Raw genomic sequence first — 23,909 nt, 5'->3', positions numbered from 1 at the left:
CAACTGGCCCATGAATGTACAACATCAAGCTCGGAGCCGGGCGCGGGAGTCGGGCGCGGCCACGGGCGCGCGGGTGGACCCGCAGGTCCACACCTTGATCATGTCGCGACGCGTACGTGATCTTCCTGCGCAAAGATGTTCGACGGACTTTCGCGTCCGACATCCCCGCTCTCTCGAATGGTTCACGGTGCCCGAGCAGTTCAAGTACAGACGGCGTACGGCGGGCCTCGCGCTCACCACCACCCTCGCCGCGGCCCTCTCCGTCACGACGCTCAGCGCCTGCCAGGGCCTGCCCTGGCAGCAGAAGACGCTGCCCGAAGCCCAGTTGAAGAGCGAGCTGCTGACGGCGCCGACGGGGTCGAAGCCGTTCGACCGTGGCACCCTGGCGCCCGGCGGCGTCCTCACGCTCGACCAGTTCGTGGACGGCATGTTCGCCGCCCAGCAGCAGTCCTCGGAGAAGGGCGACGCCACCAGGGACGGCTTCAAGTACGCCGTCGAGACGAACTGGCAGGCACCGGACGGCACGCAGGCCGATCTCTTCCTGATCCAGTTCATTGGCTCCGGCGGAGCGCAGGACTACGTCAGCAGCGTCTCGGAGGGCACGTCGCGGGGTCAGACGCCCGCCGAACCGCTGTCCTCGCTCCAGGGCGTGCCGGGAGGTGAGGCGTTGAGCGCCGGTGCCGTGGACAAGGCCGGGAACATCCAGCAGAGTGCCTGGTTCTCCGTCGGTGACATCGCCGCCGACCTGCACTACTTCACCCCCGGCGCGGCCAACCCCACCGGGCTGGACCAACTCGCCAAGGCCCAGCGCGCACGGCTGACCGGGAACGTCACCACCCCGTCACCGTTCCCCACGTCCTCGGCAACCGCACCCGCGCCGGCCAGTTCCGCGCCGGCTCCCGCCACCCCGGCCGATCAGAGCCGCCTGGCGAACGACCTGGTGCCGCTGCCGAGCGGTGCCCAGCCGTGGCGTGCCGACAGCCAGGACGGTCCGACGGGTGTCCTGACGCCGCAGCAGCTGGTGGCCCGTATCGCCGAGCCGAGCGACCAGCAGCGGGTCACCACCGAGGAGACCGATCGCGGGCTCCAGTACGCGGTACGGGAGAACTGGAACGCCTCCGACGGCACCGAGGTGGACATCGACCTGCTCCAGTTCGCCTCCGCGACGGGAGCGCAGAGCTTCGTCCTCGCCTACCAGGACGGGGCGGGGGACGCCGTCGGTACCGGCGGTACGTATACGATTCCCGGCAGTGGTGATGCCATGGCCTTCGAGCACGCCGGGCTGGACAGCGACGGCGACATCCGGACCGAGGGCTATGCCGTGGTCGGCGACATCGCCCTCAACATCAACTTCTGGACGCCCGCGAAGGCCGACCGGGCGGCGGTGACGGCGCTCCTGCAACAGCAGTACGCCAGGGCGCTGGCCGACCCCACCGTGGCGGCCGTGGCGAAGGCGGCGCCCGCGCTGCCCACCTCCACCCCCTGAGCCGGCTTGGGAGCAGACCGGGCCGGACGTTAGGATCTGGCCGGTCGCTCCCGGTGACCGGTGACCGGTCGCAGGACCGGTCGCAAGCTCCTGATCGAAAGGCCGCGCAGTCGATGGCCCCTCGTCTCTCCGTCGTCGTCCCGATCTACAACGTCGAGCGCTACCTGGAGGAGTGCCTCGACTCGATCGCCGCGCAGACCTTCGACGACTTCGAGTGCGTCATGGTCGACGACGGCTCGACCGACGGCAGCGCGGCCATCGCCGAGCGTTACGCGGCCGAGGACGCGCGCTTCCGGCTGGTCCGGCAGGAGAACAAGGGTCTCGGCGCGGCCCGCAACACCGGCTGGCGGCACCTCGGCGAGGGCACCGAGTACCTGGCCTTCGTGGACAGCGACGACAGCCTGCCGCCCGGTGCGTACCAGCTGATGATCGACACCCTGGACCGGACCGGCTCGGACTTCGCCGCCGGCAACGTGCTGCGGTTCCGTTCGAGCGGTTACTACCAGTCCGGCGCCCATGTGAAGCCGTTCCGCGAGACCCGGCTGAAGACCCACGTGACCGAGCTCCCGGCGCTGGTCACCGACCGCACCGCGTGGAACAAGGTCTACCGCCGGAGCTTCTTCGACGGCGCCGGCATCCGGTACCCCGAGGGCATCCTCTACGAGGACGCCCCGGTCAGCGTCCCGCACCACTACCTCGCGAGCAGCGTGGACGTGCTCTCCGAGCACATCTACCACTGGCGGGAGCGCGAGCTCGGGGACCCCTCGATCACCCAGGGGCGTACCAACCCGCGCGGCCTGATCGACCGGGTCCGCTCGATGGAGCTGGTCCGCGAGTGGCTGCTGGCCCGCCCCGAGCCGAAGTTCCACGAGAACCTGCGCTCCTACGACCACAACTGCCTGGTCGAGGAGATCCCGATGTTCTTCTGGTGGGTGCCGGACGGCGACCAGGCGTACCGCGAGGTCTACCAGGAGCACGTCAGCCGGCTGGTGCGGGCGATCGGCGTCGAGCGGATCGACGCGCTGCGCGCCCCGCTGCGTCTCAAGTACCGCCTGACGCTGGCGAATCGGATGGACGAGTTCGTCGCGCTGCAGCGCCTGCACCGCTTCTACCGGTACCGCCGCCGGCAGCTCGCCCGCCTCTCCCACCGCGCGGCCGCGTAGCGCCCGCGACCGTCTCGGATCAGCTCGTGGCGTCGGCCGCGGAGGTGGTCCGGCCGGCGGGAGGGAGTGACGCCTGAGGGGTGGCGCGCCGGGTTGGCGATCGCCGTGAACCCCTCAGCCGGCGTCGTCGGGCAGTGCGCCGCCGGGCTGCCCGCCACCGGCGTTGATGCCGGCGAAGAGCCAGGTCAGCGCCTGGCCGAAGAGCTCCTCGGACACGCTCGCGGGGTCGATCCGCCGTTGCCGCACCAGGCCCGTGAACAGCGCGGTCACCACCGTGGCGACGGCCTCGGCGCTGACCCCGGCGGGTGCCCCGCGCTGGACCAGGGCGCCGGCGATCAGCTGCTCCAACGACTCGCGCGGTCCGCGTAGTTGGGCCGCCATGGTGTCCAGCACCTCGGGGTTGCGTACCGCGTACAGCCAGAACTCCGCCTGCAGCGGCGCGAAGTCGATGTCCTTGTCGGCGACGTCGATCAGCAGCCGGCTCAGTCCGGCGACGGCCTCGCCGGTGCCCGCGGTGTGGGTGGCCAGCGTCTGCGCGGCCTCCGAGACGCGGTCGCTGGCGCGGGCCGAGAGCAGCTCCAGGAAGAGCGCCTCCTTGCTGCTGAAGTTCGAGTACAGCGCGCCGGTGGAGAAGCCGGCCGACTCGGCGATCTCCTCGACCGAGGCACCGGTGAAGCCCTTCCGGGCGAAGACCCGGGCCGCCGCGTCCAGCAGCAGTGTCCGGGTGCGGGCCTTGGTCTCGGCGCGGGTCAACCGCCGCTGGCCCGTCCCGCCGCGCCCGTCCTGCTGCCCGTCCTGTCCCATGCCCATGTCACTGAGCCTATTCGGATAGCGATCGCTATGTCAAAGCTCGGATCGCGCGGACTTTGAGATAGTGATCACTATCTGAGTAGTGACCGGGATATGAGAGGGGAGAGACATGCTCATGCAGTCCCCGCCGGAGACCCTGCGGCTCGTGGTGGACCTGAACCGTTGCCAGAGCTACGGGCAGTGCGTCTACGCCGCGCCGACGGTCTTCCGGTTCCTCGGAGAGGAGTCGCTGGAGTACGACTACGCGCCGGACGGCGGTGTGCGGCGCGAGGTGGAACGGGCCGCCGCGGCGTGTCCGGTACAGGCGATCACGCTGGGTGCGGCCAGCGAGGTCCTCGCGCCGGGCGGGACCCGGTGACCGGGCCCGGCCGGATCGTCGTGGTCGGTGCCTCGCTGGCCGGCCTGCGCGCGGCCGGGGCGCTGCGCGACGAGGGGTTCACCGGCGAACTCACCCTGATCGGCGACGAGCCCCACGAGCCCTACGACCGGCCGCCGCTGTCGAAGGCGGTGCTGGCCGGCCGGCTGACCACGGACCACACGGTGCTGCCCCGGGTGCGCGACATCGGCGCGCGCTGGCTGCTGGGCGTCGCGGCGACGGGCCTGGACGTGCCCGGCCACCGGGTGACGCTGGCCGACGGGCGGCAGGCGGGCTTCGACCGGTTGCTGATCGCCACCGGGACCCGCGCCCGGCCGTGGCCCGAGGCGGCCGGTGGCGGCCTGACCGGCGTACACATGCTGCGCGGACGTGACGACGCCGACCGGCTGCGCGCGGCGCTGGCCGCCGGCCCGCGCCGGGTGCTGGTGATCGGCGCGGGCTTCACCGGCGGCGAGGTCGCCTCGTCCTGCCGGGAGCTGGGACTCGCGGTGACCGTGACGCAGCGCGGCCCGGCCCCGCTGGCGAGCGCGCTGGGCGGGGTGGTCGGCCGGTTCGCCGCCGGTCCGTACCGCGAGGCCGGGGTGGACCTGCGGCCGGACACCACGGTCGACGCCCGGGAGGGCGACGAGCGCGGGCGACTGCGCCGGGCCCGGCTGTCGGACGGCAGCGTGCTGGACGTCGAGGTCGCCGTGGTCGCGGCCGGCGCCGTCGCGAACACCGAGTGGCTGGCGGCGTCCGGGCTGGCCGTCGACGAGAGCGGGGTGACCTGCGACGCCGCCTGCCGGGCGCTGGCCACCGACGGGACGGCGGTCCCCGGCGTCTTCGTCGCCGGTGACATCGCCCGCTGGCCGCACCCGCGCTACCCCGGGCGGCTGCTGCGCCTGGACCACTGGGACAACGCCGTCGCCCAGGCGCGCACCGCCGCGCACAACCTGATGCACGACCCGCGCGACCACCGCACCCACCAACCCCTGCCGGCCTTCTGGTCCAACCAGTTCGGGATCAACCTCAAGTGCGTGGGCCTCCCCGCCATCGCCGACCAGCTCGTGGTCACCCAAGGGTCCTCGGAGCAACGGAAGTTCGTGGCCGCGTACGGCTGTCGCGGGCGGCTGGTCGCGGCCGTCGCGGTGGACTCCCCGCGGGTGCTGGACGGATACGCCGCGCTGATCGAGGCCGGCGCGCCGTTCCCGCCGGTCCTCGACGCCCCCGACGGTCCGGCCCAACTCAGGCCGCTGGACGCCGAGTTCGCCAACACCATAGCCGCCGGACAGAAGTAACGAAGAACGTCCCATGACCACCAGCACATCGATCCCGGCCACCGACCTGTTCGCGCAGGCCGTCCGGCTGGACCACCGGGCCGACCCGTACCCCTACTACGCGCGGATGCGACAGCAACCGGTCGCGCGGATGGCCGACGGGACCTGGCTGGTCAGCGGCTACCACGAGATCCGACAGCTGCTGCACGACCCGCGGATCAGCGCCGACCGGCTCAACCCGCAGACCGCGAGCCAGCCGGTGAAGACCCTGCTGGTGCAGGACCCGCCCAACCACGACCGGCTCCGCCACCTGGTCACCCAGGAGTTCGTCCCGCGGGTCATCGGCATGCGCGACCACATCGAGGAGTTGGTCGACCAACTGCTCGACGCGCACGCCACCGACCGGCCCGGACAGCTCGACGTGGTCGCCGACCTCGCCTACCCGCTGCCGGTCACGGTGATCTGCGAACTGCTCGGCGTGCCCCGCGAGGACGAGGCCGTCTTCGGCAGCCTGGCCCGCAGGTTGACCCGCGGCCTGGATCCGATCGACACCCAGACCGAGCAGGAGCTGCTCGAACTCCAGCAGGCCCGGGTCGAGTTGGTCCAGTGCCTGGAGGGCCTGATCCAGCAGCGCCGCGCCGAGCCCGGCGCCGACCTGCTCTCCGGCCTGATGACCGGTGACGACGCGATGGGACTGCTGGACCTGCGCGCGACGCTCGGCCTGCTGCTGATCGCCGGCCACGAGACCACCGTCAACCTGATCGCCAACGGCACCCTCGCGCTGCTGCGCAACCCCGACGTCCTCGCCCGGCTGCGCGCCGACCCCGACCTGGCCACCCAACTGGTCGAGGAGGTGCTGCGGCACGACCTGCCGGTGCAGATGTCCGGACGCAGCACGCTGGCCGACATCGACCTCGCGGGCACCACCATCCCCAAGGGCTCCCGGGTCCGGCTGATGCTCGCCGCCGGCAATCGCGACGCGGCCCGCTTCGCCGACCCCGACCGGTTCGTCCCCGACCGTGCCGACAACGCCCACCTCGGCTTCGACGGCGGCCTGCACTACTGCGTCGGTGCCACCCCGGCCCGCGCCGAGGCGCAGATCGCCCTGACCGCGCTGGCCCGCCGCCTGCACGCGCCCCGCCTGCTCGCCGACCCGCCGCCGTACCGCGCCAACGCCATCCCGCGCGGCCCGGAAGCCCTGCCGGTCGCCTTCGACCGACTCGACCGAGCGGCCGTCATGTCCTGAGCGGGCAGCGGACGGCGGCCGGGACACGGCTGCGGGGCCAGCACCACGACGGGGGCCGAGGCGGGTGATGTCGCAGCCGCCTCGGCCCCCGGTGCTCGTCGCTCGTCGCCGGACGTCAGGCGAAGAGCTGCTCGCCGATCCAGTGGCCCGGCCCGGAGGCCGCCGGCGGGATCGCGACCAGGATGCTGCCGGTGTGGGTGGTGAACTGGTTGAGCGCGTCCGAGAGGGCCAGCTGGTTGAAGATCCTGACGAAGCCGCTGCGCGGGTCGTTCTGGTAGGCGCAGAACAGCAGGCCCGCGTCGTACTCCAGGGCCTGCTTCCACGGGGGCCAACGCTCGACGAACGGGCTCACGCCGTTGTTGTAGCTGTACGAGCGGCGCAGGATCTGTGAGCCGCCGTTCAGCGCGGCCGCGGACAGCCGGATGTGCGAGTCGAGCGGGATGGTGGGCGTCCCGTCGCCGTTCCTGGCGGTGAAGTCCATCGGGTCGTTCTCACGGGTGCCGCCCAGCGGGGCGCCGGACGCCTTGTGCCGGCCGATCACCGCCTCCTGGGTCTGCAGGGGCATGGTGTCCCAGTGCTCCAGGCTGATCCGGATCAACCGGGCGACCAGGTAGCTGCCGCCGACCATCCAGGACGGGCCCTCGCTGCCCGCCCAGACGTACTGGTTCATCTGGCTGGCCGAGTTGGTGGGCGGGTTGGCCGTGCCGTCCTTGAAACCCATCAGGTTGCGTACCGTGCCCTTGGTCCTGGCGGCCTGGTTGAAGCCGGCCTGGACCCACCGTATCTGCGCCACTCCCGTTGCCGCGCGGGCGAGTTGGCGCACCGCGTGGAAGGCGACCTGCGGGTCCGAGGCGCACGCCTGGACGGTGAGGTCGCCGCCGGTTGTGTCGGGATTCAGCTGGTCGCCGTGGAACACCGGCAGGTCCACCAGGGCGGCCGGGCGGTGGGCGGCGAGACCGTAGCGGTCGGTGCCGTCCTTGCTGAACAGGGTGGCACCGAACCCGAAGGTGAGGGTGAGCCGGGACGGGCCGAGGTCCACCGCCTCGCCGGTGTCCACCGGCGGTGCGGTGGGGCTCTGCGCGGTGCCGACCGCGGGATCGCCGGCGGTGAGGGCGGCGGCCTGCTCCGTCCAGGTGCGCAGCAGGTCGGCGACGTCGGAGCGCTTCGTCGTGGTGAGGTCGAAGACGGCGAAGTAGGTCTGCTCCTGCGGGGCGTTGATCACGCCCTGCTGGTGGGTGCCCCAGAACGGCAGGGTGCCGTCCTCGTCCTGGGTGCCGGCGGACGAGCCGCCGTCCACGGCCGCCGCGACGCCCGCGCCCAGCGCGACGCCGGCGCCCGCGCCGACGCCGAGGGCGGTCAGGAAGCCGCGCCGGCCGAGCCCGCCGGCCGACCCAGCTGTCTGATCCTCCGTCACTTGATGACTCCCAGCGCGTTGTTGTCGTCCATCGCGAAGTACACGCCGCTGTGGTCGGCGGTGACGGCGATGCCGAACAGGTCGCCGCTGCCGGCCGGGGTCTGCGCGGGGTCCTGGTCGAGCCAGGTGTTGGCGACCTGCTTGCCCGTCGTGGTGACCTCGACCAGCTGGCCGTTGAGTCCGTTGGCGACCAGCAGGTCGCCGTTGGGCGCGAGGGCCATCGACAGCGGACCGTCGAGCCGGCCGCCGGAGGTCAGCGTGGTGCCGGTGCCCGCGCTGTCGCTCCGGGTGGCGGCCTGCGGGATGGCCGCGATCCGGTTGCCCAGGCGGTCGGCGACGTAGAGGGTGCCGTCCGCGCCGAGCGCCACCCCGGTCGGGCCGTCCACGAAGGTGTTGGCGTCGGCCTGCTCGGGGAAGCCGCTGCCGATGACGGTCTCGGAGGTGACGGTGGGTGCCGCGTCGGCGGGCTCGTTCAGCTGGACGCGCACCACGGTGCCGGCCTGCTGGACGGGCTGGCCGACCGCCTGGATGCCGTGCAGGGTGTTGGTGACGTAGAGGGTCGCGGTGCTGCCCTGGTCCGTGGCGGTCAGGTCCCAGGGGCCGTCGAGGTCCCCGCCCTGGATGGTGGAGGCCACCTGGCCCTGCGGGTTGAGCACCAGCAGGCAGCCGGCGCCCTGGGTCGCGGTGGTCCCGTCGGTGCTGGGGGCACTGCCCACGATCACGTAACCGGAGGCGAGCTCGGTCATCGCGGTGGTCAGCCCGATGCCGCCGGGGCAGCCCGGCTGGTTCGCGGGGATCTGGGCGAAGGTGGTCAACTGCCCCTGCGGGTCGATCTGGACGATGGTGGTGCCGGTGCCCTGGAAGTTGGCCTTGCTGTTGAAGTTGTCCACCAGCACGTTGCCCTTGGTGATCTTCCCGGCGGTGGTCGTCGCCACGGTCACCGCGTACGGGTTGACGTCGAGGTTCTCCGGGATGGTCGAGGCGACCGTGCTGGTGGTGTGCAGGCCCGCGAGGAAGCCCGACTGCGGCTGGTCGGTGGAGGACTGCGCGCTGTCGGAGGGAGCGGGGGCGGGGGCCGAGGCAGCCGACGAGGCGGAGCTGGCGGATCCCGAGGAGGAGCAACCGGCGAGCGCGACGGCAAGCAGCCCGACGCCCAGAGCCTGCAGGGCCCTGCCCGGTCCGGACGAGTCGGTAGGTCTGGTACGCCGCATCTGGTGATCCTTTCCAGCCGCCGGTGCGGGGGGACACGGGCGGAGAGTGCACAAAAGTAGGCAAGGCTCGCCTGAGCGAAACCGTGCTTAGGCAAGGTATACCTAACTCCTGGGAGCGAAAGCACCACCCCTGTCCCCCTGGTACGCAATTCACAGCGCTCGCCCAGGGGATGCTCAGGGTTCCTCGGGGCTGGCACGGCGGCGGGCTCGGGCGGCGGAGGATCGCCGTGGGCCCGTGGCCAGTGCGGCGGCGGCCGCCGTGGCCAGGGCGGCGATCGAAGTGCCCGTGATGACAGCGGGGTTGACCCAGGCCGGGACGAGTTCGCCCGCGCCGCCGTCGCCGATGCAGCGGGCGCTGACCGGGAAGGCGCGGTGCACGACGCGGTCGGCCGGGGCGGAACCCGAGAACGCGCAGTGCTGCTCCGTCCCCGTCAGCGAGTCACCGCACCAGGTGCCGATGGCGAACGCGCCGAGGGCGACCGAGGCCCCGGCGAGGGCGAGCAGGAGCAGGGGGCCGGGGTTGAGCAGGGCGCGGGCCCGGGCGCGGCGGAACAGGAGTACCAGGCAGACCGCGAGCACCGGCGGGGTGATGATCGGGAGGACGAACAGGACGGCGGTGCCGGCGATCTCGGTCATGGTGGGGAGATCGCCGGGCGCCGCCGTCCGGTTCCGGGCCGCCGGCCTGTCAGTTCCCGGTCACCCGCAGCACCAGCTTGCCCGTGGTCGTCCGGCTCTCGATCCGCCGGTGCGCCTCGGCGGCCTCGGCGAGCGGGTACTCGGCGCTGATCGGGAGATCGGAATCCGGGTGACCAAGGCTCCGCTGCCGCCCGCGGCGCCGGTGGGCCGGGGTGCGAAGCTGCGCGGTGACCGCGCTGGCTGCGGATCCACTTGTTGCCCTGGCTGGGACGTCGGCTGACCGGCCGCTCGTCCGGCGACGGTCGGCCGCCCAAGCGCCCCGAACCGCTGCCCTACGAAGGTTGATCTGCGAAGGCCGGGTGACGTTCTGGAAGTTGCTCTCGCAGAGGTCGCCGATCTCCTCGGGAACCTCGGGGCGGCGGACGGGCGTATGTGGCGAGCGGGGTAGATCAGTTGGCAGCCGAGCGGGCGGTGTCGCGTGGGGAGGAGCGGGAGGCGGCGGCCACGTGGGTCACGACGGCCAGGTCCATCGGGGTCAGCTGGAGAGTGGCGAAGGCTCCGATCCGCACGGTGCTGGTCGCCTTGAGTTGCCGGGCGACGGCAGTGACGGGGACGTTCTCGCGGACGGAGATCGTGTGGGGCGCGGGGATCTCCTCAATCGCGGACTGTCCGTGCTGGCGCCAGCGTAGCGCGGCCTGTCCACCTGCTGGGGCCTCCAGGAACAACACCCCGAGCAGCGGCCGCGTCCCGTCGGTGCGAACGGCCCGGGCGAACAGCTTGACGCCTTCGCCGAGGGCGGCGATGTCGGCCTCGGCCGAGCGCGCCGGTATCACCCGCAGCGCGACCAGGACTCGGTCCACCCGCCGCCGCAGCATTGCTGAGGTGGGGAGGGCACCGGCAACCGACTGCTGGAACCGGCGCGGGAGCACGGCGAGGACCACGCTGAGCAGGAGCAGCCCGCCGACGAACTCGGCGAGGAGGAGCAGTAGCCAGGCGCCGTCACCGAGCCCGAAGGCGTTGGGGGTGAGGAGGGTGGAGACGACGAGAGCGGCGAGGGTGAGGGCGTAGAGGAGGGTGAGGGGGCGGGTCATGGGGGTTCCTTGAGGTCAGGACCGGAAGGGCTGCCGCGGGCTCGTGCCGGCCCAGTTGACTGTCGGCCACTGATCATAGGTGTTGATTCGGCAGCCAGCTGTGTAGGACCTGTTCGTCGACGCTGTTGGCCGGCTGCTGCCGTCGGAAACCAGCAGCCCCACCGGAAGCAAAATCCGGTGGGGCCTTCGGGATTCAGTGGAACTTAGTCCGGGCAGCGCCAGGCCATCGACCTCCTCGGCCGCGCACTCGGCAAGCCCTCCGAAGCGGCAACCGAGTCCGACGACGGCGACGACCCACCGCTTTGTGCAGCACCATCCGCTGACGTTGCCGTCAACTACTGCCGTCAAGACTGCCAGAAGCCCCACCGGAGTGACATTCCGGTGGGGCTTCTGATTCATTCACTCAAAAAATCCTCTATCGCACGGGCCACGGAGGCTGGGGTTGATTCATCGCGCGGATCGTCCATCCCGAGCATCGGAAGGTCGAGTGCAACGCTAGCTGATTCCCCAAAATCTCTCCTTACTGCCCGAAGGGCTTCGAGAGTCGCATAGTACGCCGGACTGACACGCTCAAAGTCCCTCCTGATAACGAATTCACCACTCCGCTCGATGACCGGACGAAACGGCGGGACAACAATCCACTCCGGCAGACCATCACCCCTGGTATTCGACAACACCTGAGCCGCCTCCCTGCTCGGGCTGCCACCATAGCGGTCGAATGCCCAAATGCCCGACATCACGAGCACATCAGCCTGAACTGACCGGTCAGCCTCATTGACGAACTCAATGGCCATCGACGCAGGCAGGAGTCGCGACCAGAGGTCTAGGGTTGACTGCTGGCGTGACGTTACATAGATCTTCATCGAGTCACCTACGGGATCGGCATGGAGGGCAGAATGCGGACTCGACCGATAGTACTCATGGAATCCTCCCAGAGGGCGAATGCGTCGATTCCGCCGCCGCCGTCAGCCAGGTGCTCGATCCTACTCTCCGCCGGAATCTGATCGGACCTAATTATGCCACGCACTAGCGTGTAAGGCCCTTCTTGAGGGAATGTCGCATAGGCAGACTTGGCATAGAGGGCAGCGCCTTCCGGGGTCGACGAGAAGTACTTTGATTCGATTCCCGGTGCATTTTGGAAGCGCCGTGTAGTCAAGATCTGCTTCAGCTCGTCACCCTTCACTGCACGGTAAACATATTGCTCGCCATCCTTGAGCTTAGTCCCTCCGTCGCAATTGTGAACCAAGACCGGCGTAGTTCCTGCGAGCACATAGTACGTGTGGAGCTGGTCGATGCTCAGGTTGTACGTCTGCGTCGGTGCGGTGGTGTAACTCCGCACCTCGACCACCGTGGCCGTCGAGCCGTCGGCCTGGCGGACCTGGTCGCCGGGCTTGAGGTCGGCGGCGTCGGTCCAGCGGTTGGTGGTGACGTCCCAGTACGGGTGGTGCTGGGTGGAGGTGATCGAGACCGTCTTGGCGGAGTCGGTCGAGCCGTTGGCCGTGGTGGTCAGCTTCAGGTCGGTGAACTGCTGGTCATCCGGCGTGACGATGGTCGCCGTGATCTGCTCGGCCTTGGTGGTGCCGGTCTGCGGATCGGTGGCCAGGACCGTGTCACCCGTGGTGAGCTGGTCGATCGCCTTGGTGGAGCCGTCCGCGAGCAGGACCAGGGTGCCCGGCAGGAAGCTGTTCTTGCAGCCTGACGGGCTCTCGCTCTCGCTGGGCTTGGCGCCCTTGGCGGGTTCGGTGGCGTCCTTGGCGGTCGGCTCGGTGGTGCGTGCGGCTGCTGCCGATTCCGCGCCGGCCGATTCCTCGGTCGCGGCCGCCGCGGCGCCCGCGCCCATGGTGGCCAGTGCCGTTGCTCCGATCGCCGTCGCGGCTTCGGTTGTCGCGCCTATCGCGCCTCCGACGATCGCCGCGCCGACGCCGGCGTCGGAGGCCGCCAGGGCGCCCTCACCGGCTGCGACCAGGACTGCCGCACAGCTGCCCGCGGTTGCCACGACGCAGGCGACGGCGCCCACTGTCACGGCGGTCGCGACCATGGCCGCGATCACCGGGTGGTCCTCCACCGCCTTGACGGCTTTGTGGCCGATGCTGCTGATGCCGCAGCCGACCTTGCCCCAGAAGCCGCCGCACTTCTTCGGCTTGCCGCCGCCGCTGTGACCGCCGCCGCTGCCGCCGGTGCTGCCATGGCCGCCGTTGCCGCCGGGGGTGCTGGTGCTGCCGTTACCGCCACCACCGGTGCCGTTGGTGCCGGTGGTGGCTGCGGTGTAGGCCGCGATCGCGGCGGTGCTGCAGGGGTCACCGGTGCACGGCGACGGTGCGCCACCGCACTGACCGGGTGCCGAGAAGATGCTGCAGGAGCCGCCCCACCACGGCGACAGCCCGGTCGGGTCGCTGCTGTCGACGGGGCTGTTGTCGCTGTAGGCGTAGCCGTTCCACTGCTGTGGGTCCGACGGGGTCAGCAGCGGGTCGGGGTTGAGGAAGCGTCCGTGGACCGAGTCGTACTCACGTGCTCCCAGGTTGGTGAGCCCCGTGGCGGGGTCGAGGGTGCCGCCGACGAAGCCCTTGTCGCCGGACCAGCTGCCCGGCGCGGGCTGGGTGCCGCGCGGGTTGCCGAAGGGGTCGGTGGGACGGCGGATGACCGTCTGGGCTGCGTCGGTGCCGATCTGCACGCCGTTGGTGCCGTGCGGGTCGGCCGCCTGGTAGACCAGCTGGCCGCCACCGGTTGCGGCGGTCACCCGGGTGATCGTCAGACCGCCTGGGGCGCTGTAGTACCGGACGTCGGACATCGAGCCGGAGGCGGTGTCGAGGGTGAGCTCGTCGGCGCCCAGTTCCAGGGTCGTCTTGCCCGGGTCGCGGCGGATCAGCTGGTTGCCGTCCGCGTCGTACAGGTAGGACGTGCCGGTCTGGCCGGTCTTCTGGATCGAGGCGAGCTTGTCCTCGCCGTTCCAGGTGAGCGTGGTGGTGCCGGTGGTGTCGGTGATCGAGGTGGTGTTGCCCGACGCGTCGTACTGGTACGTCGAGTTGACCGTCCCGGAGGCCGAGGTGGTCGCCGTGCTCAGCAGGGCGTGCGGGCCACCGGTGCCGCCGCCCGTGTTCGGTGCGGTGGAGGGGGTGTTCACGGACTTCGGCGCGCCGAAGGTCTGGGTGGTGGTGACGTCGTTGGCGGTGTTGCCGGTGACGTCGTGCTGCACCAGACCCGTGCGGTCACCGGTGGCGTCGTAGCTGTACGACTGCCAGTACGGTGCCGGTCCGCCGACGGACGGCTTGGCAGGCGAACCGGTCATGGCCGGGCCGTTGGCGTTGTTGCAGCCGCCGATGCCGGGGACGGACGGGGCCGCCTTGGTGGTGGTGCCGGCGGTGTCGGTCCAGGCGTTGGTGAGTCGACCCAGGTAGTCGTAGGTGAAGCACTGGGTGTCGCTCGCCGAGGCGTTCTGCAGGTCGGTGGCCGAGGTGACCTGGCCGGACGGGTTGTAGGTGTAGCTGGTCTGGTCGAGCGAGGTGGTGCCGGTCTGGCGGTCCAGGAAGGACTTGACCACGTGACCGGTGGCCCAGTCGTACTGCTGGGTGGAGACGACCTGCGTGCCGTAGTCGCCCACGGTCGTGCGGGTCGGACGGCCCAGTGCGTCGTACTGGACGTCGGTGACCAGCGAGTTGTTGCCCGCCGAACCGATCAAGAGACCGGTGTTGCTGTAGAGGTAGTCCACCTCCTCGGCGGGCAGACCGCCCACCGCCGGTAGGTCGGTGTGGTCCAGCGAACCGAGCACCGGGGTGTAGAAGTTGCTGGTGGTGTAGGTCCCCGCCAGCGCGCCCTCGTTGGAGGGGACGGTCGTGCTGGTGCCGGTCGGCCGGTACATGGTGTCGTAGCCGGTCACCGCCTGGGTGTACGCCTGACCCGACGCCCCGCCCACGTAACGGGTCGAGGAGGTCAACTGGCCCTTGGCCAGCGTGTCGTAGGTCCAGCCCGCCAGCTGGTTGGCCGGTGCCACGCTGCCCTGGTACATCCCGGTCTTACGACCCAGGATGTCGTAGGTGTACGCGAGCGTGTTGCCCTTGGCGTCCGTCGTCGAGGCGATCCGCGAGTTGCCGTCGTACGCCGTGTGGATGGTGCCGGTGTCCGGGTCGGTCACCGAGGTCTGGCGACCGCGTACGTCGTAGCCGTAGGACCAGGTGTTGCCCTGGCTGTCGGTGCGGGTGGCGTTCTCACCGCCCGGGGTGTAGGTGTACGTGGTCACGTCGGCGTCGGCCGCGTTACCGGTCGGCGTTGAGCCGTGGTACTGCCACAGCGCCGTGATGTTGCCGCGCGCGTCGGTGAACGTGCTGGTCGGCGCGGTGCCCTGGGGCGGCGTCACGTCGGTGCGGTCCACGCCCGGGTACGCGGTGGTGGACACCCACTGCTGCTGCCCGTACGACATGAACGCGCTGGTCACCGGGCGGCCCATGCCGTCGAAGGTGACCCAGGTCTGCGCCGGGACCTGCGAGTCCTGCGGGGCGAAGATCGTCCCGTTCGGCGAGGTGGTGTTGTCGAAGTACGGCTGGGAGGTTTTGATCGCCCATCCGTGCGAGTCGTACACGGTGTCGGTGATCAGACGCCCCGCACCACCGGTCGCGGGGGTGACCTGCGTCTGCCGCAACCGGCCAAGACCGTCGTACAGCTCGTTCTTGGTCTGGTAGCTGCCGTCCTCGTTGATCGTCTGCGAGGTCACGACCGAGGGGCCGGTGACACCGTTGACCGCGTAGGAGAACTTGTCGTTCGGCGACAGGTTGGTCGCCCGGTCCGCCTGCCAGACCGCCGTCAGTCGGCCGAGGCCGTCGTACTGCTGGCTGCTGGTGCGTCCGTTGGCGTCGGTGGACACCAGCGGCACGCTGCGTCCCGGGTCGAAGGTCTGGGTGGTCGCCCAGGAGGCACCCATCGGACCGGTGAGCTTGATCGACGTCGGGATCGCGCCGGTGGCCGGCGTGAACGCGGTCGTCGTGGTGGCGCCGTCCGGACCCGCGGAGGAGACGGTGCGGCCGTAGGCGTCGAACCCGGCGGTGGTCAGCGTGGTGTAGACCGGCTGGCCTGTGCCGTCGTAGTGGTCCACGGTCTGCGTGCCGGTCGGGTCGACGGTGGAGCCGGCCTGGCCGAAGGGCTGGCCGTCGAAGAGCGTCCGGGTGTCCTGCAGGACGTTGGACGCGTTGGCCGCGGTGCCGCACGAGCCGGCCACCGTCAGCTGCTCCGAGACCGCGTTCAGGATCATCGGGTTGCTGCTGGTCGCGTAGCTCGTGGTGGAGCAGGTCTCTGGAGCTCCGGTCGTCCCGTCGCCCTTGTCGTCCACCGAGCTCACCCGGTTGGCGTGCGAGGGGTCGGTGGTGGTCACCGTGCTGGTGGTGCGCCAGGAGCCGTTGGCCAGTTGGCCGTAGCTGTACCCGGTCTCGGTGGTGTCGCCGTACCGCGCGACCAGGTCGGGCATGCCCGAGGCGGTCTGCTTGTGCGTGGCGGTGGTGACCGGACTGCTGTTCACCGTGGCCGTCGCCGAGACGACGTTGCCGCCTGCCTTGTCGAAGCTCTGGCTGCCCAGCACGTTCCCGGACTGCCACTCGTCGTCGGTCTCGGTCACCGGGGTGGCCCCCGGGTACGGGGTGAACGACACGGTGACGTTGCGGGTGCTGCCGTTGGCCAGGTAGTCGCCGTTCATGCCGCGCATGAAGGTGGAGACCTGCTGGGTCTGCGGCGCCTCACCCGGGTTACCGCTGCCGGTGGTCGTGGTGACCGTCTGGTAGCCGCGGAAGTCGTTCCAGGTGCGGGTCTTCGGGTCGGTGAACTCCGAGTCGTCGCGGTGCCAGGCGGCGCCGCCGCCGTAGCTGTAGTTCGTTGTCTTGACCAGCGACGGGCCGGTCACCGCGTCCTGCTCCGACACCGAGGTGACCAGGTACTTGTTGAACCAGTCGTTCACCGGGTCCGGCGACGACGAGCCCGGCAGGTACCAGTGCACCGGCATGCAGGCCATGGTGTTGCCGTCCTCCGAGGACGGCATGTGGTTGTTGACCCGCGAACACTCCGGGGTGGAGTAGTTCACCATGATCTGGCCACCGGTCTCGGTGGTGATCTGCTGGATCCGCGGGCGGTTGAACGCCGGCTCCGCGGGCACCAGGCCGTCGACCCGGTTCGGCAGCTCCCGGGCCGTGAACGAGACCGCCGGCAGCGTCACCGCCGGCTGCCCATCGGTCCCGGTGCGCTGGATCGAGGAGAGCCACAACGACGGCTTGGTGCCGTCACCCGGATCCGGGAAGGTGTGGTTCAGCGCCCACGAGTCGACCGTGGTGTAGGAACTGCCGTTCAGCACCTGGGTGCTGATCGTCGACAGCATCAGTGGCGACCAGTAGGTCGGGTAGGTGTTCGGGCAGCTGCCGGTGGCGGGGCAGGCCTGGTCCAGCGGCGAGTCGGGCCAGTTGGCCTGGTTCGCCGTGGTGCGCTGCGCCGTGGTGCAGGTGACGCTGCCCGAGGCAGTGCAGCGCTCGGTGGTGGTGAACAGCACCTTGGCGGCCGGCTTGGCCGTGCCGTTCGCGGCGAGCTGGTCCGGCAGCCGCTGGCCGTAGGCGATCTGGGTGAGTTCGCTGGACCGGACGTAGCCGGTCAGGGTGCCGCTGCTCGGGTTCTGGCCGCCGCCACGACTGTAGTAGTTCAGGTCCTGCTGGTAGCTGTACGTGGTCAGGTTCTGGTGCGGGTCCACGACGAAGTCGAGGTTCCACCGCCAGCCCTCCTGGCACCACGAACCGTTGCCGGTGGAGGAGTTGTAGCAGTCGTCGCCGCTGTTGGGCGAGTAGACCGGCTCGTACTCCACCGAGTTGGTCGCCGGGTCGCCGTGGTTGCCGCCCGGCAGGTGGTTCTGACCGAAGTAGTACTGGGTGCCGTCCGAGGTCGTCACGCGCCAGTACTCGCCGTTGTGCGCCTCGTTGGCCGCACCGGTCAGCTGCTCGACCTTCGAGCCGTCGTCACCCTGGATGTGCCAGGCGCCGGTGGCGTCGTCCCGCACCAGGGTGCCGGAGTGGCCCGGCAGGCTCAGCTGCGCGTTCTGGCCGCCCCAGCAGACGTCGCCGGAGGCGCCGAGCCCGTCGGCCGAACAGCTCTTGTAGCCGCGCTCGATGAAGCCCGGCTGGTAGTCCCAGCCCTCACCGACCCAGGACGCCTGCGCGTTCTGCGCGGACGTCTTGCCGTCGATCGACGACGAGTCGTAGGAGAGCGCCACCTGCGGCACGGCGCCGCCGATCGCGGCGGGGAGCTGGATCGGGTAGGAGTAGCTGAAGCTGCCCACGTTGGAGCCCGCGGCCCACGCCATCGACGGCGACAGCGGGGAGGCCGTGTAGGTACCGGTGGCCCCGCCCGGCGACGAGGTGGCCGCCAGCACCATCGGCGCGGCGGCACCGGCCGAGGCCTGGACGGCGGAGGAGCGGACGAAGTCCGCCTGGCTCACCCCGCCCGTACCGCCCGCGGCATCGGGCAGCGCGCTCTTCACGGCCGAAGGGGCCGCCGGCAGCGACACCTCGGCGGTGAGCACCCCGGTCTTCGGGTCGATGCTCGACGCCACCGGGGTCTGCTTCTGGCACTCGGAGAGCTGCGGCGTGCTCAGCGCACAGGCCGGCAGCGCCACCAGCCGGGTCCGGTCGGCGGTCACTGCCGACGCGTCGCCCTGCAGGGTCTTCAGGTCGAGCGCGACCTTCACGCTCTGGTCCGTCGCCCCGGGGGTGCTGCCGCTGTCGGTCAGTGCGACCACCGGCCCGCTGGTCCCCGCGGTCCTGCCCTGGTCAGTGGTGGTGACCTGTACCTTGACGGCCCGTCCGGCGTCGTCCTTGCCCGCCGCCACCTTCACCGGCAGCCGCCCGGCCTGCGACGGCGCGTCGCCCAGGGTCACCGTCGAGGCGCCCGGGGCCGCGGCCGGCGGGGCCGACCCGGCGGGGTTCCAGTTCCCGGGCACCGGGAACTGCGGCGCCTTCGGCTTCACCGGCACCAGGTTCTTACCCTTGACGGGCTTCTGCTCCGCGCCCAGCGCCGTCTTCGGCGTCCACACCTTCCCGTGCGGGCGGTGCGCCGCCATCGCCTCGACGTCCGGCACGCCCAGCAGCGTCGCCAACACCGCCAGGAGCGTTGCCAAACCCAAGGTTCGGTGCCGCCCCCACAACCATCGCCCAACTGGCGTTCGTGCTCGCCACGGACTCACGTTCGTCTCCTGTACCAGTGAAACTGCATCAAAAAGTTCCTAATTAGCCACTTTTAAGAAGCTTAAGGAGACGTGAGAGGACCAGATCGTATCGAAAAGGGCGCCATGCGTGGGCTTCCCTCGGATCGTTACCAAATCGACATGGGAAACTCGCTGGAATCTGAGGAGAAGAGACGAATTGTCATCATCTGTCGAAGTGTCACGATCGAGACAACCCCGGCCTGACGCGCGGCCATGCCCTCCCGGGGTTGCGAAGGACCCTGATTCCAGGGTGTCCAGTTTGTCAAGTATTGCCGGGAAGTTGACTGCTGGTTTGACTGCTCAGCCGGCAGGAACCAGGGTTTCGATCGCACGTCCCCACCTGCGGAGGGTCGGGGGTACACTCGTAGAGATTGCGTAGGACTCATGCCCAATCGGAGACCACTGACGGCTGTCTCGCCGCTGTCAGGTCCGCGGCGCCGGCGAATACCCCGCCTGCTCACCTTGACGACCACCAGCGCCCTCACCCTCGCCGTGTTCGGTGCCCCGGTCGCCCAGGCGGCCGCCCCGACTCCCACGCCCTCCCCGACGGCCAGCACCCCTGCCGGCATCCCGACGGCTCCCGCGGCCGCGGCCCCGGCGAAGCTGCCGCCGCTGACGCCGCAGCAGCAGGCGCTGGTGGCCGCGCGCGCCAAGGCGGTGAAGACCGGCAAGCCGGTCGTGGTCGACACGATGACCAGCGAGACCTCGCAGACGTCGGTCAATCCGAACGGGACGCTGACCACCACGGACAGTGCCGAGCCGGTGCGCACCAAGCGTGGTGACACCTGGTCCACCCTCGACACGACGCTGCACCGCAACGCGGACGGCTCGATCAGCCCGGCGGTCACCACCGACGGCCTGAGCCTGTCCGGCGGCGGCACCGGCCCCGTGGCCACGATCACCACCACGGACGGCAAGAAGCTCGCCGTCACCGCGCCGTTCAAGCTGCCCGCGCCGACCCTCAACGGCTCCACCGCGACCTACGCCGACGTGCTGCCGGACGTGGACTTCCAGGTCAGTGCCCTGAGCAACGGCGGCTGGCGCGACGTCATCGTGGTCAGGACCGCCGAGGCCGCGGCCAACCCCGCCCTGGCCCACCTGCACTTCCCGGTCGCCGCCAGCGGACTGACGTTCACCAAGGACGCGGCCGGCGACATCAGCTTCAGGGACGCCAGCGGCAAGGTTCTGCTCCAGGCCCCGACGCCGCAGCAGTGGGACTCCAGCAACGCTGCCGCACCGCCGGCGGTGCCGCTCGCCAACGGTGCCACGGCAGCCACGCCCAGCTCTCCGTTCGCCACCCAGCACCCAGCCGCGCAGCCCCAGCCGCAGCTGTCGAGCGCGACCGGGCCGGGCGACCGGGCCGTCCAGGCGCCCATGCGGGTCGGCGAGAGCGACGGCGGTTTCGACCTCAGCCCGGATCCGGCAACCTTCGGCAAGGGCACCGGACCCTGGTACCTGGACCCCACCATCAGCGCCGCCAGCACCTCCAACGCGGCCACCCAGGTCCAGGAGTACCTGCCGAACAGCACGTACTACTCCACCGCCCAGCAGGACCTGGGCGTCGGCTACTGCGCCTACCCCGACTGCCCCGCCGCCGGCCGTGAACGCGCCTACTTCCAGGTCGCCATCAACCCGGCGATCTACACTCAGCAGAGCGGCGCGCCCTCCCCACCGACGATCTACAACTCGACCTTCCAGGCCAACGTGGACGGCGCCTCCAGCCCGGGCACGCAGACGCCGTTGGGGCTGTACTCGACCCCCATGATCAACAGCGGCACCAACTGGAACAACCAGCCCTGCAACGGCGGCGGCACCTTCGGTGGCTGCCAGAAGATCGGTGGCTCCGTCCCGATCACCGGCACCGGGCCGATCAGCTTCGACGTGACCTCGATGATGCAGCAGGCCGCCGCGGGCAAGTGGTCCACCTGGACCGTCGGCATCACGCCCGACGACGAGAACAACACCTACTACCGCCACCACATCTCCAGCGCGGTGACCATCACCACCAACTACGACGTCCAGCCGAACGTCTGGTGGCCGCGGGTCGGCCCGCAGGCGGGCTTCGCCAACTGGGACGGCAAGGGCGACCAGGGTGCCTTCGACTGCACCACCGGCGGCGCCACCCCGTGGACCAACCCGGGCTGGATCGGCTCCAACCAGAACGTGAACCTCTCCGTCAGCCAGTGGTCACCGGCCGGCTTCAACCTGACCGACTACTTCCACGTCTGGGACAACAAGAGCTTCAACCAGCAGTACTCGACGGCGGCCTCCGCCTACGGCTCGGCCAGCGTCGGGATCAACTCCAGCCAGCTGCTCGACGGTGACACCTACGGCTGGAACGCCTGGGCCAACGACGGCCAGCTGACCTCGCCGGCCACCGGCTGGTGCTATTTCCGGGTCGACAAGACCCCGCCGACGGTGAGCGTCAGCTCCTCGGACTTCCCGCCGTCCGGCACCCCGAACCCGAACCCGACGAAGTTCGCCAACGACTCGGGCACCTTCACCATCGCCGGCAGCGACCCGACGCCGCCCGGCGGCGGCGACGCCTCCGGCGTGGCCTGCTTCAAGGTCAGCACCAGCTCCACCCCGGTGACCGGCTGGCACTGCAACGACGGCACCACCGCCGACGGCACCGTGCTGCCGACCACCACCGGCTCGGCCACGTACAGCTACACCCCGGGCAAGTGGGGCACCAACACGCTCTACGTCCAGGCCCAGGACAACGCCGGCAACTACAGCCAGCCGGCCGTGTACAACTTCTACGCGCCGTGGAACCCGCAGTCCAAGCCGGTCTACGGTGACGTCACGGGCGACGGGCGGCCCGACATCCTGCTGCCCGACGGCAACGGCAACCTGCGCCTGGTCCAGAACACCAGCGACCCGGTGAACGCCGGCTGGCTGGCCGGCTCGGCGGCGGCCGCCCCGCACGGCACCTGGAACGGCGTGCAGATCACCCACCACAGCTCGCTGCGCGGCCAGCTGCCGGTCGACGACCTGATCGTCCACGCGCCGGGCGACCCGCAGATGTACCTGTACCAGAACGACGGTTCGGGCAACTTCAACGTCCGCACCTCGTTCTACCTCAACGGCACCCCGAACCCGGGCCAGGTGACCTGCACCGACACCACCGGCGCGCCGGTCGACCCGACCCAGCCCGGCGGCTGCCCGGCGGCCCTGGGCGCCGGCAACAACTGGTCCTGGTCAAACGCCACCCAGATCCTCGCGGTCGGTTCGCCCGACAACGAGACCAGCACCCCGCTGACCAAGACCTCGCTGCTGGTGGTGATCAACAAGCAGCTGTGGCTCTTCGCCCCGGGCACCAACACCGTCCGGCTGCTGGCCCGTACCGCCGACCAGCTCTCCAACCTGGACTGGACGAACTATGACCTGATCGGCCCCGGCGCGGCCAACGGCACCACGACGTGCACGAGTAGCACCACCGGTACCACCGTCACCGCGGTGCAGACCACGCTGTGGGCGCGTGAGCGCAGCACCGGTCGGATCCTGGCCTATCCGATCACCAAGAACCCAGCCAACAACTGCGCCGACGACTTCTCGGCGTTGGCCGATCCGACCAAGGGCGTGCAGATCGGCACCTCGGTCGACCCGGTCGACTACCCGGTGGTCGGTTCGGTGGGTGACCTCACCGGCGACGGCGTGCCGGACCTGTACGCGCAGAACTCGGCGGGTCGGATCGTGATCTGGCCCGGTGTGGTCGGCGACCCGACCAACCACCCGGGCGTGGTGACCGGCTTCGGCGTCTCCAACACGATCGGTGACCCGCGCGCCCCGTTGGGCCGTTACCTGCTCGCAGGCCCGACCAGCAGCACCGACACCGGGCACACCCCGGACGTCACCGGCGCCCACCCCGGCACCGTGACCGGCGACGTCTCCTTCGGGCCCACCACCCTCGGGTCGGTGGCGTCCAACGCGGCGACCTTCAACGCCAGTGCCAACAGCGCCAACAACGGCGAGGTGGACGCCCCGGGCCTGTCGGTGGACACCACCAAGTCGTTCACCGTCTCCACCTGGGCACGTGAGGACCAGAGTACCGACGGTGTGGTGCTCAGCCAGGACGGCGCCCAGACCAGCAACTTCATGCTCTGGCCCGCCACCGACGGCAACGGCACCAACTGGCGCTTCGGCATGGCCACCGGTGACGCGGCCGGCACCTGGCCCTACGACACCACCACCCAGACCATGAACGCCGCAGACCGGGTGCAGATCGGCGCCTGGACCAGGCTGACCGTCAGCTACGACGCGACCACCGGCGAGATGGCCCTCTACGTGAACGGCGCCCTGGCCGCGACCGGCACCCACAAGAGCACCATCCCCGCCTCCGGCTCGCTGGTGATCGGCCGCTACAAGAACAACGGCGCTGGCAGCAACCCGTGGAAGGGGGCCGTCGCCGACGTCTCGGTGTCCCCGTTCGCCACCACCCCCGGCGGCAGCGCCGGACCGGGCAACGACAACGGCAGCTCGATCACCCTCGGACAGGTCGCCGGCGACAAGTGCGTGGACAACTACCACGGCTACACCACCGACGGCAACGTGGTCCAGATATGGGACTGCAACGGCGGCGCCGGTGCGCAGAACTGGACTGTCCAGGACAACGGGACCGTGCAGATCGTCGGCAAGTGCCTGGACGCTTTCAACAACGGCACCGCCGACGGCACCAAGGTCGACCTGTCCACCTGCAACGGCGGCGGCAACCAGCAGTGGCTGCCGCGGGCCGACGGCTCGCTCTACAACCCGGCCTCCGGCCGCTGCCTGGACGACCCGCAGGCCAGCACCACCAACGGCACCCAGCTGCAGCTGTGGGACTGCAACCAGTCCAACGCCCAGCGCTGGGCGGTCGTGCCGCTGAGCTGACGCGGCGGCTGGAACAGCACAGTTCGGGGCCCGGGGGGGGGGGGGGGGGGGGGGGGGGGGGGGGGGGGGGGGGGGGGGGGGCGTTCGGGTGGGGGGGGGGGGGGGGGGGGGGGGGGGGGGGGGGGGAGAG

At 70.5% G+C, this 23,909-nt stretch carries 14 protein-coding genes and 1 pseudogene; 7 read left to right on the top strand and 8 right to left on the bottom strand.

Annotation, left to right across the window (positions count from 1 at the left end):
* Positions 1 to 187 precede the first annotated feature (187 nt).
* Positions 188 to 1,486, top strand: a complete 1,299-nt coding sequence (locus tag ACZ38L_RS08785) for a hypothetical protein (RefSeq protein ID WP_465690642.1) — start codon at positions 188 to 190, stop codon at positions 1,484 to 1,486.
* Positions 1,487 to 1,599: 113 nt separating this feature from the next.
* Positions 1,600 to 2,649, top strand: coding sequence for a glycosyltransferase family 2 protein (locus ACZ38L_RS08780; RefSeq protein WP_465690640.1), 1,050 nt, complete (start codon positions 1,600 to 1,602; stop codon positions 2,647 to 2,649).
* Positions 2,650 to 2,763: 114 nt separating this feature from the next.
* On the opposite strand, the gene ACZ38L_RS08775 is transcribed toward ACZ38L_RS08780, so the two are convergent.
* Positions 2,764 to 3,459 carry a TetR/AcrR family transcriptional regulator gene (locus ACZ38L_RS08775; RefSeq protein WP_465690638.1) on the bottom strand — a complete coding sequence of 232 codons (696 nt, stop codon included), beginning with the start codon at positions 3,457 to 3,459 and terminating at the stop codon, positions 2,764 to 2,766.
* 109 nt (positions 3,460 to 3,568) lie between these two features.
* Between ACZ38L_RS08775 and ACZ38L_RS08770 the strand changes: the two genes are divergently transcribed.
* The 3 genes from ACZ38L_RS08770 to ACZ38L_RS08760 are packed head-to-tail and all read left to right on the top strand — an operon-like array spanning position 3,569 to position 6,337.
* Positions 3,569 to 3,817: a ferredoxin gene (locus tag ACZ38L_RS08770; RefSeq protein ID WP_465690636.1), complete on the top strand. Its 249-nt coding sequence runs from the start codon at positions 3,569 to 3,571 to the stop codon at positions 3,815 to 3,817.
* On the top strand, positions 3,814 to 5,112 hold the full coding sequence (locus tag ACZ38L_RS08765) for an NAD(P)/FAD-dependent oxidoreductase (RefSeq protein ID WP_465690634.1): 1,299 nt from the start codon (positions 3,814 to 3,816) through the stop codon (positions 5,110 to 5,112). The genes ACZ38L_RS08770 and ACZ38L_RS08765 overlap by 4 nt, the downstream gene beginning before the upstream one ends.
* Positions 5,113 to 5,125: 13 nt before the next feature.
* Positions 5,126 to 6,337, top strand: a complete 1,212-nt coding sequence (locus tag ACZ38L_RS08760; protein ID WP_465690632.1) for a cytochrome P450 — start codon at positions 5,126 to 5,128, stop codon at positions 6,335 to 6,337.
* Between the two features lie 115 nt (positions 6,338 to 6,452).
* On the opposite strand, the gene ACZ38L_RS08755 is transcribed toward ACZ38L_RS08760, so the two are convergent.
* From ACZ38L_RS08755 to ACZ38L_RS08740, 4 genes are all read right to left on the bottom strand, one after another.
* Positions 6,453 to 7,751 carry a Dyp-type peroxidase gene (locus ACZ38L_RS08755; protein WP_465690630.1) on the bottom strand — a complete coding sequence of 433 codons (1,299 nt, stop codon included), beginning with the start codon at positions 7,749 to 7,751 and terminating at the stop codon, positions 6,453 to 6,455.
* A complete protein-coding gene (locus ACZ38L_RS08750; protein ID WP_465690628.1) occupies positions 7,748 to 8,962 on the bottom strand; it encodes an NHL repeat-containing protein in 1,215 nt (404 codons plus the stop codon). The genes ACZ38L_RS08755 and ACZ38L_RS08750 overlap by 4 nt, the downstream gene beginning before the upstream one ends.
* 174 nt (positions 8,963 to 9,136) lie before the next feature.
* Positions 9,137 to 9,598: a hypothetical protein gene (locus tag ACZ38L_RS08745; RefSeq protein ID WP_465690626.1), complete on the bottom strand. Its 462-nt coding sequence runs from the start codon at positions 9,596 to 9,598 to the stop codon at positions 9,137 to 9,139.
* A gap of 49 nt (positions 9,599 to 9,647) precedes the next feature.
* On the bottom strand, positions 9,648 to 9,749 hold the full coding sequence (locus ACZ38L_RS08740) for a zinc-binding dehydrogenase (protein WP_465690867.1): 102 nt from the start codon (positions 9,747 to 9,749) through the stop codon (positions 9,648 to 9,650).
* 83 nt (positions 9,750 to 9,832) lie between these two features.
* Between ACZ38L_RS08740 and ACZ38L_RS08735 the strand changes: the two are divergent.
* Positions 9,833 to 9,943: pseudogene (locus ACZ38L_RS08735) on the top strand (SGNH/GDSL hydrolase family protein); the annotation flags it as partial.
* 104 nt (positions 9,944 to 10,047) lie between these two features.
* On the opposite strand, the gene ACZ38L_RS08730 reads toward ACZ38L_RS08735, so the two are convergent.
* From ACZ38L_RS08730 to ACZ38L_RS08720, 3 genes are all read right to left on the bottom strand, one after another.
* Positions 10,048 to 10,689, bottom strand: a complete 642-nt coding sequence (locus ACZ38L_RS08730) for a hypothetical protein (protein ID WP_465690624.1) — start codon at positions 10,687 to 10,689, stop codon at positions 10,048 to 10,050.
* A gap of 395 nt (positions 10,690 to 11,084) precedes the next feature.
* The gene (locus ACZ38L_RS08725) at positions 11,085 to 11,552 is read right to left on the bottom strand and encodes a hypothetical protein (RefSeq protein WP_465690622.1); all 468 of its coding nucleotides are present in this window, start codon (positions 11,550 to 11,552) and stop codon (positions 11,085 to 11,087) included.
* 8 nt (positions 11,553 to 11,560) lie between these two features.
* A complete protein-coding gene (locus ACZ38L_RS08720; protein ID WP_465690620.1) occupies positions 11,561 to 18,820 on the bottom strand; it encodes a polymorphic toxin-type HINT domain-containing protein in 7,260 nt (2,419 codons plus the stop codon).
* Between the two features lie 549 nt (positions 18,821 to 19,369).
* On the opposite strand from ACZ38L_RS08720, the gene ACZ38L_RS08715 reads away from it, so the two are divergent.
* Positions 19,370 to 23,779 carry a ricin-type beta-trefoil lectin domain protein gene (locus ACZ38L_RS08715; RefSeq protein ID WP_465690618.1) on the top strand — a complete coding sequence of 1,470 codons (4,410 nt, stop codon included), beginning with the start codon at positions 19,370 to 19,372 and terminating at the stop codon, positions 23,777 to 23,779.
* The last annotated feature ends 130 nt before the right edge of the window (positions 23,780 to 23,909 follow it).

The sequence above is a fragment of the Kitasatospora sp. NPDC024654 genome (genome assembly GCF_055559155.1).
The sequence above is the reverse complement of the archived record's forward strand: the minus strand, read 5'-3'. Positions and strand labels throughout refer to the sequence as shown.